Consider the following 18147-nt stretch of genomic DNA (forward strand, 5'->3'; position numbering starts at 1 on the left):
GAAGTGCCGTCAGTTTAGCCAGAGATGGATGAGTGCTGCTTCCGGCGTCTCGGTGCCGCCGTTTTCGATACCCGTGCTCCAGAGGCCGGTCCCGGCCGCATAGGCGCCGGGTGACAGGCCGCCTGCCTCGCACTGGCTCACCGCCCGCAGCCGCTTTCCACTCTTCACTGCTTCGGCGAGCACCGACAGCAGGACGGTATCGTTCATCGCTGTGCCGGCGCCGAAAATACGCAGCACCGCACCGTCCAGTCTTTCTAGCATCGCCTTCACAGCTTCTGCCGGAATGCCTGGGGAGAGCGTCAGGATCGCGAGCTTTCGGTCCTCAAAAGTCCGACGCTGCGGCACGTCGGGTGTCGCCTGCGGCTGCGCGCGAAACGCATCGGCTTCGTGGCTGTCATGCTTCACCAGGCCGTCAGCCGCGAGAAGTTTGCCGGCGAAGGCAAGGAAAACGCCGGGCTCTTTGCTTGCCGTAGCCGAGATCGCAAGATCGAGATTGCCCTCGGCATCGCCCTGATGCCCGAGTGGCAGCATGGAGCCGCAGAGGATCACGCGGCGGTTCTCCCCCGCCAGAGCCTGGCTCAGCGCTGCACCGGAAAAGGCCATGGTGTCGGTGCCGTGGGTGATGATCACGGCTGCATCCGGATGGCGGCGGATCGTTTCCAGCATTCGGTTCCAGTGGGCAGGACCCACATCGGCGCTGTCGAGCAAGGGATCGAAGACGTCAGCGGTCAAAACCGCGCCGGCGGGCAGGCGTGCCGCAATCGCTTCTTCCACGAGCCCCTTCAGGGGTGCCAGCCCTTCCGGCGTCTCGGCCATCCCGATCGTTCCACCCGTGTGGATCAGCAGCAGTTTCATTGTCTCGCCTCCCGGATTCGTTGCCGTCTGGTAGGGCAGTGCGAAGTGGAGATCAACCGGGTCCTGGAACGCGAAAAGGCAGCGCCTGACAGCGCTGCCCCTTCAAAATCAGTCAACTGTCGCCGTGATCAGGCGGCCAGATCTTCCAGGTCGCTACCCTTGAACATCTTGGCGAGGTTCAGGAAGCAGATCATGCCGTTCTCGTTGGCAATGATGCCTTCAGAGAAGGTCTTGTCGAAGGAAGCGGAAACTTCCGGAACCGGCTGAACCTGGCTCGACGGGATGGTCAGGATGTCCGAAACGCGGTCGACCAGCATGCCGATGACCATGTTGTGGACTTCGGCCACGACGATCGCCGAACGCTCATTGGCAACCGTGCTCTTCATGCCCAGCTTGTAGGCGAGGTCGATGATCGGGATGACCGAGCCGCGCAGGTTCATGACACCGATGACATCGGCCGGCGCATGCGGGATCGGCGTCGACGGGGCCCAGCCGCGGATTTCGCGAATGGTCGTGGTCTTGACGCAGAATTCCTGATCATGAAGCCGGAAGGCGATGATCTCGAGGGTCTCACTGCCGAAGCTGGTGGAGCTGATAGTTGCCATTAGAAATCTTCCCAACCTTCCTGTACCTTGGCAGCGGCTGCGCCACCTGCGGCGCGAGCGACACTCGCCATGAGTTTGCGTGCCGGTGATGCCACAGGTGAAGCATCGGGACGCGCTTCCATGACTTTATGCGAAGAGTGTTGCCCAATTCTAAACTGTGACACCAGTTCGCGCAGGGATGCCGCCTGTTTTGCGAGGCTATGGCTCGCAGCAGTCGATTCTTCGACCATGGCGGCATTCTGCTGGGTGTTCTGGTCCATGGCGTTGACCGCCTTGTTGATCTCCGACAGGCCGGTAGACTGTTCGCGCGAGGCTTCGACGATCGCTGCGACGTTGGTGTTGATGTCCTTGACTTCAATGACGATCTGCTCGAGCGCCTTGCCCGTCTCGCCTACCAGCTGGACACCCGTCTTCACCTGATCCGAGGAGGTGTTGATCAGCGCCTTGATCTCCTTGGCGGCCGTTGCCGAACGCTGCGCCAGTTCACGTACTTCCTGGGCAACCACGGCAAAGCCCTTGCCGGCTTCACCTGCGCGGGCAGCCTCGACACCCGCATTCAGGGCCAGGAGGTTCGTCTGGAAGGCGATGTCGTCGATTACGCCGATGATGTTGGAGATCTCCTTCGAGGAGTTCTCAATCTGGCCCATAGCCTGGATCGCGTTCTTCACCACCAAGCCGGACTTTTCAGCCCCTTCCTTGGTGCGCGCCACAAGCTGCCCTGCTTCGTTTGCTCGCTTCGAGCTGTCGGCGACCGTCTGGGTGATCTGTTCGAGCGCGGCAGCCGTTTCCTCGACGGCCGCTGCCTGCTGTTCGGTGCGCTTGGCGAGATTGTCCGATGCTTCGCGGATCTGCGAGGAGCCGGAGGCAATAGCATCCGTATTGTAGCTGACACCCTGCATCGCGGCTGCGATGCGTGTCATGGCGGCATTGAAGTCGGTGCGGATCTGCTCCAGCGACGGGATGAAGGGCTTATCGATGGTCGCCGTCAGGTCACCATTGGCGAGCGCCGTCAAACCCTTGGCGATTTCGTCGACGGCGTTGACGCGGCCGGTAATGTCGGTTGCGTATTTCACCACCTTGAAGACGCGGCCGCTGGCATCGAGGATCGGATTGTAGGATGCCTGGATCCAGACGATCTTGCCGCCCTTGCCGATGCGCTTGAACTCCTCAGAGACGAATTGTCCAGACGCGAGTTTTTTCCAGAACTCGCGATAGGCGTCGGTGCGCGCGTAATCCGCCTCGCAAAACATGGAATGATGCTTACCGGTGATCTCGCCGAGCGTGTAGCCAAGGGTCGAGAGGAAGTTTTCGTTGGCCGTCAGTATCTCGCCCGTGGGCGTGAATTCGATCGTTGCCTGGACACGGGAGATCGCTTCGAGCTTGCCGGAGTCTTCCGCACTCTTCTGCTTTGCCGCCGTGATGTCGCTGGCGAATTTGACGATCTTCCACAGCTTTCCGTTCTTGAAAACGGGATTGTAGGAGGCCTGGATCCAGATCTCGCTGCCGTCTTTCTTAAGACGCTTGTATTCGCGGCTCTCGAATTTCCCGGAATTGAGCATCGCCCAGAATTCTTGGTAGTCAGCGGTGGCGGTGTAGGCAGGATCACAGAAGATGCGGTGGTGCTTGCCCTTGATCTCTTCAAGGCTATAGCCGAGCGCCCGACAGAAATTTTCGTTCGCTGTGATGATCGTACCGTCGAGCTTGAATTCGATGACTGCCTGTGACCTCCCCAATGACTCAAGGATCGCCTTTGACTCCGCCCCAGGCAACGCTATCAATCCCATCTGTATTCCCCCTCACAAGGATCCCTGCATGCACCGCTGACCAGTGCTACCATGTGAATATTAGCCTTGTGGGTTTAAGCAATCGTCAATGTTCAACGATTTTCTGAGGTGTCAGTGAGCGAAATTCGGTCATTTACCCTAAGAATTTGGGGGCTCTGAATTGACAAAAGGCAATCTTGAATCGAAAAATGCGCATATTATAATGCTATAATGTTGAATGCGTGGCTGGTGGGAGTCATCCGCCACGGGTCGGACGGTCCAGAATGCGGCGGCCGAAGAGGCTCGCAGCCAGTTCCACCATGACGCGGGCGCTGCGGCCTCGGTCATCGAGAAACGGGTTGAGTTCGACGAGGTCGAGGGATGAGACAAGCCCGCTGTCGTGCAAGAGCTCCATGATCAGATGCGCCTCGCGGAAGGTCGCGCCGCCCGGAACCGTGGTGCCAACGCCGGGTGCAACGTCGGGATCGAGGAAGTCGACATCGAGGCTGACATGCAGCAGCGCGTTGGCCTCGCGGACATCGGCCAGGATGCGTTTGACGATGCTGCCCATCCCCTCTTCATCGACGGCGCGCATGTCATAGACATTGACGGCATTCTCCGAGATCAGCCGGCGTTCCTCCTCGTCGACCGAACGGATGCCGACCTGGTAGACATGCCGTGGATCGACGAATGGCCGCTCGCTCGGAAGGATCGGGGCAAATTCAGCCTTGCCGCAGAAGAACGCGACGGGCATGCCATGGATATTGCCGGACGGAGAGGTCTCAGGCGCATTGAAGTCCGAATGGGCATCCAACCAGAGCACGTAGAGCGGTCGACCCACCACACTTGCATAACGCACCATGCCGGAAACGCTGCCCATGGAGAGGCTGTGGTCACCGCCGAGCAGGATCGGGACGGCACCGCTTGCCGCCGCCTCGTAAGTGGCGGCCTCGATCGCACGGGTGAAGGCGCCGACAACAGGCAGGTTCTTGGCGCGTGGCATGTCCGCCAGATCCGATGCCGGCTCCGGCCGAAGATCGCCGCGATCCTCGACGGTATAGCCGAGGTCACGCATGGCCGGACCGATCCCGGCAATGCGATAGGCTGCAGGCCCCATGGCACACCCGCCGCGGCCCGATCCTTCCTCGAGCGGTACCCCGATGAGGGCGACAGTCTTCTGTTGCATGGCCATGTCTCTTCCTTCTCTTTATTGACCCGCATGATCGGGCAAAGCAACGTTCTCAAAAAGGTGGAACTTCGTCACAAAGCGCTATAGTTTGCGCAGATCGCAACCATCATGTGACATTTTGTAAAATGGACGACCTCGATCGCACGATCCTCGGCGCATTACGCCAGAACGCCCGCCTGCCCGTCGCTTCGCTTGCGGCGATGACGGGGGCCTCGCGCGCGACGATTTCGGCCCGTATCGACCGGCTGGTGGCGAACGGAACGATCGCGGCCTTCACCATCCTGACCGGCAGCGAGATCCAGCCCAGCGGTGTCAGGGCGATCATCATGATTGAAGTGGTCGGGAAGTTTCACGACCGGGTGGCCCATCAGCTGCGCGGCATGCCCCAGGTGCGTTCCCTGCACAGCACGAACGGCAAGTGGGACTTCATTGCCGAGCTGGAGGAGCGGGATCTCGCGAGTTTCGACGAAACGCTCAGACGGATCCGGCTGATCGAGGGGATCAACTTCACCGAAACCAATATTCTCCTGAAGACCAGCAAGGTCGCCTGACGGAGTTGGCCATCGGCGACCGGCTCAGTATTCCTTCTCATAGAAGATGCCGCCGCCAGCTCCGGATCCACCTGCCTCGCCCTTCAGTTTCAATCCCCGGCCGATATCCAGGTTGATCGTCGCCTTGGCGCCGCCGTTGCCGCCCTGTTCCAGCTCGATATAGGTCCGGTCGTTGAGATATTTGCCGGCACTGATGCTGGTTCCCCCGGTCTCATCGGTGGAGATGTCGAGATCATCGATGCCGAGCGTGTTGCGCAGCGACTGGAAGAGCGAGGTGCCCTGTCCGCCGGCCAACTGCGCAGCCGCATCGGCAAGCTGGGCGATCTGCAGCGGCGACAGTCGCGACAGGGACTGGCCGAAGATCAACTGGGCCAGAATTTCGTCCTGGGGCAGGGCAGGGGTCGAGCTGAAGGTCACTTGCGGATTGCTGGCGAGCCCTGTCAGCAGGATGACGATTGTGGCGTTGCCGGATGTGGTTGTTGCTTCCAGATCGAGCAATGGCACGAGATCGCCGCCAAAGGTGATGGTGGCGCGAGTGATGTCCAGCCGCTTGGTCAGGATCTGCATGCGACCGCGCCTGAGTTCGAACGCGCCCGAGACCACCGGGGCGGCAGCGTTGCCGGTCAGGTTGATTGTTCCGCCGAGTTCCGCGTCGATACCGCGACCCCGGATGAAGGTCTGGGACGGCGAGGAAATGGTGAGGTCGAGTGCGATGGGGGCGCTTGCAGAGCGGCCCTCCGCCGGCGTCTGATCAGGTTGCTGCCGCAAGATTGCCGGCGGTGCATGGCGGTGTTCTATATCCAACGCCTCGAGGCTGGCAGGGCGGCTCTCGGAGAGGGTGATCGACGTGCGTGAAAGGTTGATCGCGCCGGCGAGTGTCGGGCCGTTCAGCAATTGCCCCGTGAGCGTGAGCCGGCCATCCGCCGTGCTGGTCACCGTATTGCCATCGACATAGACGGCCTGGTCCAGGTTGATCGTCAGGTCTGCCGGCAGCCCCGGGTTTGCGATATCGATGAAACCGCTTGCCGATATCCGTCCGCCGGTCGCGAGGTTTCCGGTGAGGCTCCCGATTTCGGCGCGCGTGCCGGTGAGGTTGACCGTCGTTGCAATCTGCTCGATCGCGAGGTTGCGTCTCACGTCGACGATACGGGCGCCGCTGGTGGACACGGTGCCAGTGATGTTCGGCTGTGCGCCGGTTCCCCCGATCGTCAGGTTGACGCTGGCATTGCCCTCGGCGACGAAACCCTGGGCGGCCAGCTGGCCGTTGGCCGCGGACAGGGGGACATCACCCTGGACCTGGATATCGAGGCCAGGACCGCTCTGCAACGAGACCGCGCCGCCCGCCGTGAGGCCGATGCCAGCGCCATTGATGCGGCTGTCCAGGGTCAGGTTCTGGTTTTCGAACCGGCCGTTTGCCGTGATGCCGAGCGGAGGCACCCCAGCGCCCCGCGTCTGGGCGATTGCCGCGTTCTGCCAGTCGAGGCGATAATCCGCAACGGGCGCCGCTGCCGTGCCACGCACCGTGACCGTGCCGGAAATCGTGCCTTCCGGCGCGATGTCGGGTGCAAGCGCTGCTGCGAGCGAGGCGGGAAGGGCGGTGATGTCGGCTGCGAGATCCAGCCTTTCACCCACGGTTCCAGACACTGCAATCCGGCCTGAACCTGCGGAAATGACGGTCTCGGCGATCGAGACCTGCCCGTCCGCGACGCGAACCGAGGTGGGGGATGCCAACGCGAGCGCAATGCCACGCGGTGCAGCGCTCAGTTCTTCGATCGCGACAGCGAGGCCTGCATCTCCCTGGTTCAGCGCGCCCCGGAGGAGCACAGGGGCATTGTCATAACGTCCGGTGATGTCGAAATCCGTGTCGGTGCCCGATCGCGTGAAGGCTAGTGTCACCGTATCCAGGCGGTTGGCGCCGGATGCAATACTCGCGGCGCGCACCGTGCCCTCGGCCGCAAGGGTCATAACGTCGGACAGCCGAAGATCGATGGTCGGCTCCGCAATCGTCAGCGCACCTTGCCGGATTGCCGCGCCGGAAGCCTGAACGTCAGCCGCGAGCCTGCCCTCGCGAGAGGCGAGCGTCACCTCTCCCTTGAGATCGCCCGCGACGGTCTGGCCGGCAAGTGCGGCAAGCAGGCTCAGATCCGGAAAGTCGAATGCAATGTCGCCGCTTGGCAGCATGTCCGGGCCGAGATCGAGCGCGCCGGTCAGCCGGTTCGGACCGATGGCCAGATCGAGTGCGTCGACCCGCGTCACGCCATCGGCGCTGACGACCTGCGCCTTCGCATCGACCGGCTTCCCATCGATCTGGCCGCTTGCCATGAGGTTGGCGGAGGGCGCCTCGCGGTTTGCCACGCCGTCTATCTGGAGCGTCAGATCGTCAATACGATAACCGGCGGCTTGACCCTCCTCGACCACAAGGGTGACGGATGCCTCGGTCGCATCGAGTGGGCCGGACGCCGACAGGTTGAAGGAAGCAGGCGCTTCAAGTCGTTCGACGAAAAGTCCGATGTCCCGCAGCTGGCCGGTCAGGTCGGTGGCGATCATGCCGTCCTGATCGAGGGAGAGGGAGCCTTCGGCCTGGGCAATGTCACTCGTCAGCACGATCTCCCGCAGCGCCACCGCACTCGGGGCGACGAAATCGACCCGGGCGGACAGATCGACAGGACCGTTGAGCCGGCTTGAAAGTGCGGGAGGCAGCAGGTCGGGTTCGGCCCGAACGGCAAGGCGCCCGGAAAATCCGTTGCTCGCCAGCGTGTATTCGCCGGAGCCTTGCAGATCGAGACCGTTGCTGTCGAAAACCAGTTGCTCGAAGGCGATCGTCTCCGAGCTCACGGTGAGCGGCGCTGTCAGCGTCAGCGGGCCCCTGACATAAGGGCGAATGGACTCGTCGCGGATGTCTGTTTCCTTGACCGATGCCTGGAGGTTGACCGGTCCCGCACGGTTTGCAAGGTCGAAGCTGTCACTGTCAGCCGACAGCGTCAGATCCGAGAAGCTGCCTTGGGGAACGGTGATTTCTGCCAGATCGGCGCGCAACGAAAGACTTGCGGCCGGTGCCTGTCCGGTTACGGCAAGATCGAGGCTCCGCAGCCTCACGCCGCCGGTGAAATCTGATGACTGCGAGGTGATGCCGACCGGCTCACCGGTTGCACGGGCCGCCAGCCTGAGATCGTTTTGACCGTTCGGATCGTAAAGACCGGCGGCCTCGACTTCGGCCGTAGCGGTGGCAAACCGGCCCCGTTCGATGGCAACCGATCCGTCTGCACCCAGTCGGGCCGCGACATCGATCGCCGTTTCCCCGGCCAGGACGTCTCGCAGTTCGGGTGGAACGAGCCCGGCAAAAAGGCCGCCGCCATTTGCGGTCAGCACTCGCGTTCCGTCCTCGGCGAGTTTGTGGCTGACGTCGACTGTAATCGTGCGTTCGCCGTCGAGCGACGCCATGACTTCGCCTGCCCAGTCATCGAGCGGTCCGTCGCCGTCCACCTTGATCGCCAGCGCCGGGAGGCCGGGCAGCTGCAGCCTTTCGCCGAGAAGACCTGCCGCCGGCTCCTGATAGTCCAGGTTGATGCGCAACTGATTGTCGTTCGGCGCATAGAGCAGGTCGACCACGGCATTATTGCCGGGATCGTCCAGCCGTGTTGCGGTCAGTCGGCTTGCGATGGTTTCGCCGATGATCGTCAGTGACCCCAGTGCCGAAAGGTCAAGATCGCGCTCTGCGAGGGCCGCCCCGATTTCAATCGAGGGGAGGTCGATCGAGGCGACATCTATCTCGACCGGCAACGAGAAAGGCTCTTCCGTTTGTGGTGTCTCTGCGGACTGAAGCGGTGCGCGCTCGACAGTCACCTGTCGTGCCGTGATGCGTTCGGCCGTGAAACGCTTGCGGATGAGATCGCGCGGCGTCCAGTCGAGCGAAAGATCATCTATGGTCGCATAGATGCCCTGACTGTCCGCCACCGTAATCTGATCGACGGAAAACTGGCTGCTGAGCAGTGGTCCGGTGCCGGTCAAAGTGATCTGCTGATTGTCGGTCGAGATGAGCCTGGCAATCTGGTCGGCGAGAAACTGGCTTCCCGTGCGCGAGAAGCCGCCGACGAGAATGACCACCACAAAGAGCGCGATCAGCGCGGCCAACAGGCCGCCCAGCAGGCGAATCGTCCAGGTCAGGATGCGCTTCAACCAGATCATGTTCACTATCGTCCTGTCTTGCCCGGTCAGAAGCTCTGGCCGATGCCGGCATAGATTGCATAACGGCTGCCGCCATCATTCGGGTCCAGGGGAACCGCTACATCGAGCCGCAAAGGACCGAAGGGGGTCATGTAGCGCAGGCCGACCCCTGCGCCCATCTTGATATCCGAGAAATCGGGCACTGTGGTGTCGGTGACCGTGCCGATGTCGAGAAAGGGCACGATGCCGATCGTGTCGGTCACACCGATACGGGCTTCGAGATTGGCCGTCACATAGGATCGGCCGCCAGTGCCCTCGTCAGACGCTGTCCGCGGCGTGATCTCCTGGAAGGAATAACCGCGCACCGAGCCACCACCGCCGGCGAAGAAGCGTCGGGTCGCGGGGATAGCAGAGAGATCGCCACCGCCAACCAGCGTGCCTGCGTTCAGACGACCGGCAAGCACGAAGCGGTCCTCCTCGCCGAAGCCGAGATAGGCCGAAATCGAGCCCTCGAGCGAAGTGAAGAAGGTCTGGCCGAAGAAATCGTAGCTCGGTGTCAGCGAGATGGTGCCGTAATGGCCCTCGGTGGCGTTCAGCCGGTTGTCCCGCGTGTCCCTGATGTAGCCGAGCGGTACGCCGAAGGTCAGGTATTCATTACCATCGCCGAATGCGTCGTCGATGCTGTCATAAGCCAGGGATATACCGGCATTGACGATGTCGGTGTCGGTCAGTTCATAGGCATAGGATACCTTGCCCGTCACCGTTGCGGCATCATAGTAATCGGTTTCGAGTGTGCTGCCCTTGATGCTCGCCTCGAGCGTTCCAGAAGGGACGAAGGCGCCCGGCTTGATGAAGGTGATGCCGGCCGTGTAGTCGAGCGAGGTGACGTCGCTGACGTCCTTCAATTCTCCAAGTCCACGCACCGCGCCTTCGATCCTGAGCGATTCCGCCTGGCCGAACAGATTGCGATGGCCCCAATAGCCTTCGATGCCGCCGCCATCGAGCGAAGAGTAACTCGCGCCGATGCCGAAGTAGCGGTGTTTGCCTTCGGAGACGGTGATGCCGATCGGCAGGGATCCGCTCGGGTCCAGCCCGTCCGCTTCGTTGACGGTGACCGAGGAGAAGACGCCGAGTGTGCGCAGTCTCTCGCCTGCCTTTCGCAGCTGCTCGGGCGAATAGGTCTGGCCCGGCCTCAGCCGCGAGTAGTAGGCGATGAAGTCCGAATCGACTGCCCGAGCGCCCTTGACGGTGACGGCGCCGAGCGGCGCGACGGGGCCTGCTTCAACGGCGATGGTCACATCGACAGTATTCGTCTCGTGGTCGGCGACGACTTGACGGCGGGTCACGTTCGTTAGAGGTCTGCCTTCGTCCTTGAGGCGCTCGGCCATCCGTTCCGCTGCGCGCAAGATCACCAGCGAGCCCGCATTGCCGCCCGGGGCAAGATTGAATTCTTCCGGGTCGAGACGCGCCGCATCTCCCTCAAGGCTGATATCGCCGAGTTCAAATGTCGGACCGGGCTGCACGGAGATGGCGACCGGGACGGGGCGTGAGCGGTCGAAGACCGGGTTCGGCGGCAGACTGTCGATGTCGCGACCGTCGATCGTCACGGTGACAATGCCGCCATAGAGCGCGTTTTCATAGAGTGTCGCAATAAGGCGATCACGATCGTCACGCGCCTTGATGACCAGGCCAAGATCGCCGGATACCGGTTGATCTTCGTCAGCAATCAGCAACGATGTACGTTCCAGAGATTTCTTCAGGGCACGATCGGCGTCCCCGGTGTCAAGGGCAATGCTGAAATCGACGGGATCGATGATGTCGCGGTCGGCTTCGTCGCTGCCGAATAGCCGTATTCCAAATAGCTCGAAAGCGTAGGCTTGCGAGGTTATGCCGACGGACAGGGGGCTCGCGACGGTCAGTAACAGCCCGAGCCGGAACGCATGACTAAATTTCGGCAATGTCCATCCACTCGGTCTCGGCATGTCGCTTTCATCGCGATCCGTCAGGCACTCCCCACCCGGCGGACAACTTAGGCGGAAATGCGCCTCATAGCATACCCCCTTTTTAAGCACTCATGAAAAAAGGCGGGAAGTGTTGCTTCCCGCCCTGTCTCGTTTGCGGCAAATGCGTCAGTAGCTGCGCGGGCAGGCGTCGATGTAACGGTTGCCGTAGCGGTCGCGGTAGTAGCACTGGCCCGGCTGTTCCGAGACGCGACCGATCACGGCACCTGCAACGCCGCCGATGGCCGCACCGACAGCGGCACCCCGGACGTTGCCCGTGGCAATGCCACCGATGATGGCGCCAGAGGCAGCGCCGATGCCGGCACCTCGTTCCGTCTGGCTGCAGCCTGCGACCGAAAGGCCGACCAGCATCAGCACAAGAGCTTTCTTCATCTTCATCTCTCCAAGTTCCACGCGTCCGGTCGATCCGGTCTTGTTTTGACACTTTGCCCCGCCGCTCGAGCACTCCCCACGCGGCTTCAGGCTTTCATCAGCATAGCCCCGACTCTTGGAAAGTCCATGGTCGTGGCTCACACCCTCGCGGGTGGTTCCATTACATGAGACACCGAAGATGAACCCAGGATTTACAGTCGGTTTAATGCTGCAATGCGTCACAGAATTTTTCGTTTGCGACCTTCTGGACAGTTGCACATGTCACATAAAACTCACACCATGCTTCCCGTGTCCGGGAGAGACACGAGGAGGAACAACATGGCTAAAGTGACACTGACGGTGAATGGCCGGACAGTGAGCGGAGAGTGCGAGGATCGCACCCTGCTCGTGCATTTCATTCGCGAAAAACTTGGTCTGACGGGAACGCATGTGGGCTGCGATACCACGCAATGCGGCACCTGCGTCGTTCACATGGACGGCAAGTCGATCAAGAGCTGTTCGATCCTGGCTGTTCAGGCGTCGGGATCCTCGATTACCACGATCGAGGGCCTTTCTTCCGGTGGCGAGCTGCATCCGGTGCAGGCTGCCTTCAAGGAGCATCATGGTCTGCAATGCGGCTTCTGTACGCCGGGCATGGTGATGACGGCGCTGGACATGATCTGTCGTCACAACGGCGCGCTCGACGAGGCCACCGTCCGCCATGAGCTTGAAGGCAATATCTGTCGCTGCACGGGCTACCACAACATCGTCAAGGCCGTGCTCTCGGCCAACGAAGCGATGACCGCCGGCCGTCAGGCCGCCGAGTGACGTCCAAGCGAGTAGGGAACAGTGAGTAGCGAAGAGAGCGTCGCGCCGCGACGCTAACTGAACGCACTCCGTACTCTATTCGCCATTCGCTATTCGCTCACTTCTGGAGGAGAAGACAATGGGTGTTGAAGGAATCGGCGCGCGTGTGGCGCGCAAGGAAGACAAACGTTTCCTGACCGGCAAGGGCCGGTATACCGACGACATGGTCGTCCCAGGCATGAAATATGCCTATTTCGTCCGTTCGCCTTATGCACATGCCAAGATCAAGTCGATCGATGTCGCCGCCGCCAAGGCCATGCCCGGTGTCATCGACGTGCTCGACGGCAAGCAGCTGCTCGCCGACGGTATCGGCAACCTGATCTGTGGCTGGATGATCCATTCGAAGGACGGCACGCCGATGAAGATGGGCGCCTGGCGTCCACTGGCACATGAAACCGTTCGCTATGTCGGTGACGCGGTCGCGATCGTCGTGGCCGACAGCATCGGCGAGGCCCGTGATGCCTCGGAGGTCGTTTCGGTCGAGTATGACGAACTGCCGGTCGTGACCGGTGCGGTCGACGCTCTGAAGTCCGGCGCGCCGCAGCTGCATCCGGAAGCCCCTGGCAACCTGATCTTCGACTGGGAGATCGGTGACAGCGCTGCGGCCGATGCCGCGATCGCCAGTGCCGCTCATGTCACGGAAATCGACATCTTCAACAACCGCCTCTCGCCGAACCCGATGGAGCCGCGCGCGACGCTCGGCATCTACGACACGGCGGAAGATCACTTCACCTGCTACACGACCTCGCAGAACCCGCATGTCGCGCGTCTCGTGATGAGCGCCTTCTACAATGTGGCGCCCGAGCACAAGCTGCGTGTGATCGCACCTGACGTCGGCGGTGGCTTCGGCTCGAAGATCTACATCTATCCGGAAGAGGTCGTCTGTCTCTGGGCCTCGAAAAAGACCGGCGTACCGGTCAAGTGGACCTCCGACCGCACCGAGGCCTTCCTCACCGACGCCCATGGCCGTGACCACGTCTCCAAGGTGAAGATGGCCTTCGACAAGGACCACAACATCATCGGGTTGAAGGTCGACACGATCGCCAATCTCGGCGCCTATATGTCGCTCTTCTCGTCCTCGGTGCCGACTTATCTCTACGCGACGCTGCTGTCTGGCCAGTATGCGATCCCGGCGATCCACGCCAATGTCCGCACCGTCTATACCAATACTGTGCCGGTCGATGCCTATCGTGGTGCCGGTCGCCCAGAGGCGACTTATCTCCTCGAACGTACCGTCGAAACGGCAGCCCGCGAACTCGGCATCTCGCCGGCAGAACTGCGCCGCAAGAACTTCGTGCGCACCTTCCCGTACCAGACGCCTGTGATCATGTGCTACGACGCCGGTGACTACGACGCCTCGCTGGAGGCGGCGATGTCTGCAGCCGATTGGAACGGTTTCCCCGCTCGCAAGGCAGAAGCCGCAGGGCGTGGCAAGCTGCGCGGCATCGGCATGAGCTGCTACATCGAGGCCTGCGGCATTGCGCCGTCGGCGGCGGTCGGCTCGCTCGGGGCAGGCGTGGGTCTCTGGGAATCCGCCGAAGTCCGCGTCAATGCGGTCGGCACGGTCGAAGTGCTCACCGGCTCGCATAGCCACGGCCAGGGTCACGAGACCACCTTCGCCCAGCTTGTCTCCGAACGCTTCGGCCTGCCGATCGACAATGTCTCGATCGTGCATGGTGACACCGACAAGGTGCAGATGGGCATGGGCACCTATGGTTCCCGTTCCGGTGCCGTCGGCATGTCGGCCATCGTCAAGGCGCTGGACAAGGTCGAGGCGAAAGCCAAGAAGATCGCGGCACATCTGATGGAAGCTGACGAGAGCGATATCGTCATCGACAATGGCGAGCTCAAGGTCGCCGGCACGGACAAGTCGGTGCCGTGGTTCCAGGTGGCGCTTGCAGCCTATACCGCCCACAACCTGCCGTCGGGCATGGAGCCCGGACTGAAGGAGGGCGCCTTCTACGACCCCTCAAACTTCACCTTCCCCGCCGGCTGCTACATCGCGGAAGTCGAGGTCGATCCGGAAACCGGCAAGACCGAGATCGTGCAGTTCGTCGCTGCCGACGACTTCGGCAATATCATCAATCCGATGATCGTCGAGGGACAGGTGCATGGCGGTATCGCGCAGGGCATTGGCCAGGCGCTGCTGGAAAGCGTGCATTACGATCCGCAGACCGGGCAGCTTCTGACCGCGAGCTACATGGATTATGCCATGCCGCGCGCCGACGACCTGCCGTCGTTCAATGTTTCGCACCAGAACACGCCTTGCCCGGGCAATCCGCTCGGCATCAAGGGCTGCGGCGAGGCAGGCGCCATCGGGTCTCCGCCGGCACTGATCAACGCGATCACCGACGCGATCGGCAATAACGACCTCAACATGCCGGCGACGCCGCTTGCCGTCTGGAGTGCGCTCCAGGCCAATGCGACCCGCCAGGCTGCCGAATAAGGAAGGAGAGAACCATGCAGCTCTATTCCACCAGCTATCACCGCGCCTCGTCGATCGAGGATGCCGGAAAACTTCTTTCCGGTGCCGAAGACGGCAAGTTTATCGCCGGCGGACAGACACTGATCGCGGCGCTCAAGCAGCGTCTCGCGCAGCCGTCGGATCTTGTCGATCTCAGGCACATCGATGCCCTCAAGGGCATCAAGGTGGACGGTCGCCGCGTCACGATCGGCGCTGCCACCACCCATGCGGAGGTCGCCTCTTCGGCGGCCATCCGTGCAGTCTGCCCGGCGATTAATCATCTCGCCTCGCTGATCGGCGATCCGCATGTGCGCCACATGGGCACGATCGGTGGTTCTGTCGCAAATGACGATCCGGCTGCCGACTATCCGTCGGCCGTGCTCGGCCTCGGGGCGACCGTTGTCACCAACACGCGCGAGATCGCGGCTGACGACTTCTTCGTCGGCCTGTTCGAAACAGCGCTTGCCGAAGACGAGATCATCACGGCGATCCGTTTCGACGCTCCGGAAAAGGCAGGCTATGCGAAGTTCGCCAATCCGGCCTCGCGCTATGCGATGACCGGTGTCTTCGTGTCGAAAGGTGCAGGGGGCGTTCGTGTCGCCGTGACCGGTGCCGGATCGTCAGGCGTCTTCCGCCATGCCGGACTTGAAACCGCACTCTCGGCCAACTGGTCACCGGAGGCTGTCGCAGGTGTCGATATTGATTCGTCGGAGCTGATGTCGGACCTGCATTGCACGGCCGAATACCGGGCAAACCTCATCCGGGTCATGGCCAAGCGCGCCGTCCAGGCCTCTTGATGCCTGGCGTCTCATCAAAAACTGAAAAGGACGGCCTCGGTCGTCCTTTTTCTCTGCGGCTTGACGCAGATCAAGTTTCGCCAGCTGCAATCCATTAGGATTTACGTGAGAAGGTTCTGAAATTCGCGCCTTTTGTCGCAGTTTAGAATGAATATACACAAGCAGGGTTGACCGGAACCGCGGACGGACCCAAAAGAGGCTGAAAGACTGGAGTGACAGGCATGGATTTCGAGGCGTTTTTCAAGGATCAGCTAGCGGGGCTTCACGAGGAAGGCCGATACCGCGTCTTCGCTGATTTGGAACGCCAGCGCGGCAACTTCCCGCGCGCGACCCGCTACACCGAAAACGGCACCCAGGAAGTCACCGTCTGGTGTTCCAACGACTATCTCGGTATGGGCCAGAATCAGCTTGTCATCGATGCCATGAAGCAGGCGATCGACGACTGTGGCGCCGGTGCAGGCGGCACCCGCAACATTTCCGGCACCAATCATTACCATGTCCTGCTTGAGCGCGAACTCGCTGATCTGCACGGCAAGGAATCGGCGCTGATCTTCACTTCGGGTTACGTCTCGAACTGGGCAGCGCTTGGGACGCTCGGCGCCAAGATCCCGGGTCTCATCATCTTCTCCGACGCCCTCAACCATGCCTCGATGATCGAAGGCATTCGCCACTCCAAGGCTGAGCGCGTCATCTGGAAGCACAATGACGTCAAGGATCTGGAGGCCAAGCTTGCCGCTGCCGATCCCAAGGCGCCGAAGATGATTGCCTTCGAATCCGTCTACTCGATGGATGGCGATATCGCGCCGATCAAGGAAATCTGTGATCTCGCCGATAAATACGGCGCGATGACCTATCTCGACGAAGTCCATGCAGTCGGCATGTACGGCGCCCATGGCGGCGGTATTGCCGAACGCGAGGGCCTGATGGATCGTGTGACGATCATCGAAGGCACGCTTGGCAAGGCCTTCGGCGTCATGGGTGGCTATATCGCTGCCTCGACCGCGCTTTGCGATTTTGTCCGCTCGTTTGCTTCGGGCTTCATCTTCACGACGGCGCTTCCGCCGGCGCTCGCTGCCGGCGCTGTCGCCTCGATCCGCCATCTGAAGACCAGCCAGGTGGAGCGCTTCGCCCATCAGGAGCGCGTGCGTCGCCTGCGTGCCATGCTCGACAAGGCTGGCATTCCGCATATGCCGAATCCGAGCCATATCGTGCCGGTCATGGTCGGCGATGCCGCCAAGTGCAAGTGGATCTCCGATCTGCTGCTCGATAACTGTTCCATCTATGTGCAGCCGATCAACTATCCAACGGTCCCGAAAAAGACCGAGCGGCTGCGCATCACCCCGACGCCTCTGCATTCGGACGCCGATCTCGAACATCTGGTCGGTTCGCTCCACCAGCTCTGGTCGCGCTGCGCCCTGGCGCGTGCGGTGGCTTGATCGACTAAAATCTCCAAAATGAAGAACGGGCTGCGGTGACGCGGCCCGTCTCCGAGATATCGAAATCCAAACCTATTTGCCAAAGCGGATTCGATAGTCGGATGGAGAAATCCCCTTTTTTCTGTGAAAAGCCCGGCGCATTCGTTCCGCGTTCCCGAAGCCGAAAAGAAAAGGCAGTTCCGATAGTCGGGCTTCTCCCCTTTGAAGGGCTTCGCAAGCTGCATCGACCCGCAAATCTTCTACGAAACGTGCCGGGGCGGTGCCCACCGTGGCCGTGAACTTGCGGGCAAAGCTTCTCTCGCTCATCCGTGCCATGGCGGCGAGACGGGGCACAGACAGGTCGGATGAGAGCTGCGCAAGCATCTTGGCAATGAGGTCGTCAAACTCCCCGCTCTTGCTCTGCATCTGCCTCGTGAGAGCTGCACTGAACTGATGCTGCCCTCCTGTTCGCCTGACATAGAGAACCAGAGACTGAGCCAGCCGTAGTGCTTCTAAGCGACTCAAGTCTTGCTCGATCATCGCCAGCGCCATGTCTATGCCTGCGGTGACGCCGGCAGAGGTCCAGATCCCGCCATCCTCTTCAAAAATGGCGTCACTGCGCACGTCGATTTGTGGAAATTCCTCTCGGAGTTGCGCGCAGTTTTCCCAATGGGTCGTTGCGCGCCGCCCGTTCAGATGGCCGCCATGCGCCAGCGCGAACGCGCCGAGACATACCGAGGCGAGGCGGCGGCATTGCCCCGCCATCTCACCGAGGAAGGATAGCAGCGCGGCCGATCGGGCGGCGCGGGTGGCACTGTCACCACCGGATACGATCACTGTATCAGGCATCCTTGCCCGGCATGCCTCAAACGGCTGGGTTTCCAGTGCAAAGCCCGTGTCAGTCACAACAGAGCCGCCGGCTTCGGAAACGAGCGATACCCAGTAGGCTTTTTCGCCATTAGGCAGCCGAGCGTCGTTGAAAACCTGCAGAGGTCCGGTGACGTCTATCAGCTTGGTGCGGTCGAACAGCACAATGGCGACATGGCGCTGGGACGGAAGGTGTTTGGCGGAAAACGAGGGCATATTGTCATTTCTGCCAAAATCG

The 18147-nt window shown here is 61.4% G+C and carries 13 protein-coding genes; 5 read left to right on the forward strand and 8 right to left on the reverse strand.

The genetic code is table 11. The annotated features are described in order from the left end of the window. Positions 1-9 precede the first annotated feature (9 nt). The 4 genes from BSY240_RS15570 to rocF all read right to left on the reverse strand — a co-directional run bounded on the left by BSY240_RS15570 (position 10) and on the right by rocF (position 4415). On the reverse strand, positions 10-855 hold the full coding sequence (locus BSY240_RS15570; RefSeq protein WP_069042896.1) for an asparaginase domain-containing protein: 846 nt from the start codon (positions 853-855) through the stop codon (positions 10-12). Positions 856-983: 128 nt separating this feature from the next. Further along, on the reverse strand, positions 984-1460 hold the full coding sequence (locus BSY240_RS15575) for a chemotaxis protein CheW (protein ID WP_006724495.1): 477 nt from the start codon (positions 1458-1460) through the stop codon (positions 984-986). Continuing rightward, entirely contained in the window at positions 1460-3244 is a 1785-nt protein-coding gene (locus BSY240_RS15580; RefSeq protein ID WP_069042897.1) for a methyl-accepting chemotaxis protein, read from the reverse strand. The genes BSY240_RS15575 and BSY240_RS15580 overlap by 1 nt, the downstream gene beginning before the upstream one ends. A 235-nt stretch (positions 3245-3479) precedes the next feature. Beyond that, complete coding sequence (rocF, locus tag BSY240_RS15585; protein WP_069042898.1) at positions 3480-4415, reverse strand: arginase; 936 nt, start codon at positions 4413-4415, stop codon at positions 3480-3482. 122 nt (positions 4416-4537) lie between these two features. On the opposite strand from rocF, the gene BSY240_RS15590 reads away from it, so the two are divergent. Continuing rightward, entirely contained in the window at positions 4538-4963 is a 426-nt protein-coding gene (locus BSY240_RS15590) for an Lrp/AsnC family transcriptional regulator (protein WP_006724498.1), read from the forward strand. Positions 4964-4987: 24 nt separating this feature from the next. Here BSY240_RS15590 and BSY240_RS15595 read toward each other — a convergent pair whose 3' ends face one another. The 3 genes from BSY240_RS15595 to BSY240_RS15605 form a co-directional block, all read right to left on the reverse strand. Then, positions 4988-9148: a translocation/assembly module TamB domain-containing protein gene (locus BSY240_RS15595; protein WP_069042899.1), complete on the reverse strand. Its 4161-nt coding sequence runs from the start codon at positions 9146-9148 to the stop codon at positions 4988-4990. Positions 9149-9174: 26 nt separating this feature from the next. After that, positions 9175-11109, reverse strand: a complete 1935-nt coding sequence (locus tag BSY240_RS15600; protein ID WP_171901580.1) for an autotransporter assembly complex protein TamA — start codon at positions 11107-11109, stop codon at positions 9175-9177. A 147-nt stretch (positions 11110-11256) separates the two neighbouring features. Next, the gene (locus BSY240_RS15605; RefSeq protein ID WP_054149957.1) at positions 11257-11520 is read right to left on the reverse strand and encodes a glycine zipper domain-containing protein; all 264 of its coding nucleotides are present in this window, start codon (positions 11518-11520) and stop codon (positions 11257-11259) included. A gap of 318 nt (positions 11521-11838) precedes the next feature. Here BSY240_RS15605 and BSY240_RS15610 point away from each other — a divergent pair, with 318 nt between their 5' ends. From BSY240_RS15610 to hemA, 4 genes are all read left to right on the forward strand, one after another. Further along, complete coding sequence (locus tag BSY240_RS15610) at positions 11839-12327, forward strand: (2Fe-2S)-binding protein (RefSeq protein WP_054149870.1); 489 nt, start codon at positions 11839-11841, stop codon at positions 12325-12327. Between the two features lie 118 nt (positions 12328-12445). Continuing rightward, positions 12446-14812 carry a xanthine dehydrogenase family protein molybdopterin-binding subunit gene (locus tag BSY240_RS15615; RefSeq protein ID WP_069042900.1) on the forward strand — a complete coding sequence of 789 codons (2367 nt, stop codon included), beginning with the start codon at positions 12446-12448 and terminating at the stop codon, positions 14810-14812. A gap of 14 nt (positions 14813-14826) precedes the next feature. After that, the gene (locus BSY240_RS15620; protein WP_069042901.1) at positions 14827-15627 is read left to right on the forward strand and encodes an FAD binding domain-containing protein; all 801 of its coding nucleotides are present in this window, start codon (positions 14827-14829) and stop codon (positions 15625-15627) included. 221 nt (positions 15628-15848) lie between these two features. Continuing rightward, positions 15849-17063: a 5-aminolevulinate synthase gene (gene hemA, locus BSY240_RS15625; RefSeq protein ID WP_069042902.1), complete on the forward strand. Its 1215-nt coding sequence runs from the start codon at positions 15849-15851 to the stop codon at positions 17061-17063. A gap of 72 nt (positions 17064-17135) precedes the next feature. Here hemA and BSY240_RS15630 read toward each other — a convergent pair whose 3' ends face one another. Continuing rightward, complete coding sequence (locus BSY240_RS15630) at positions 17136-18125, reverse strand: GlxA family transcriptional regulator (RefSeq protein WP_069044007.1); 990 nt, start codon at positions 18123-18125, stop codon at positions 17136-17138. Between the last annotated feature and the right edge of the window lie 22 nt (positions 18126-18147).

It is taken from the genome of Agrobacterium sp. RAC06, assembly GCF_001713475.1.
Classification (GTDB): Bacteria; Pseudomonadota; Alphaproteobacteria; order Rhizobiales; family Rhizobiaceae; genus Allorhizobium.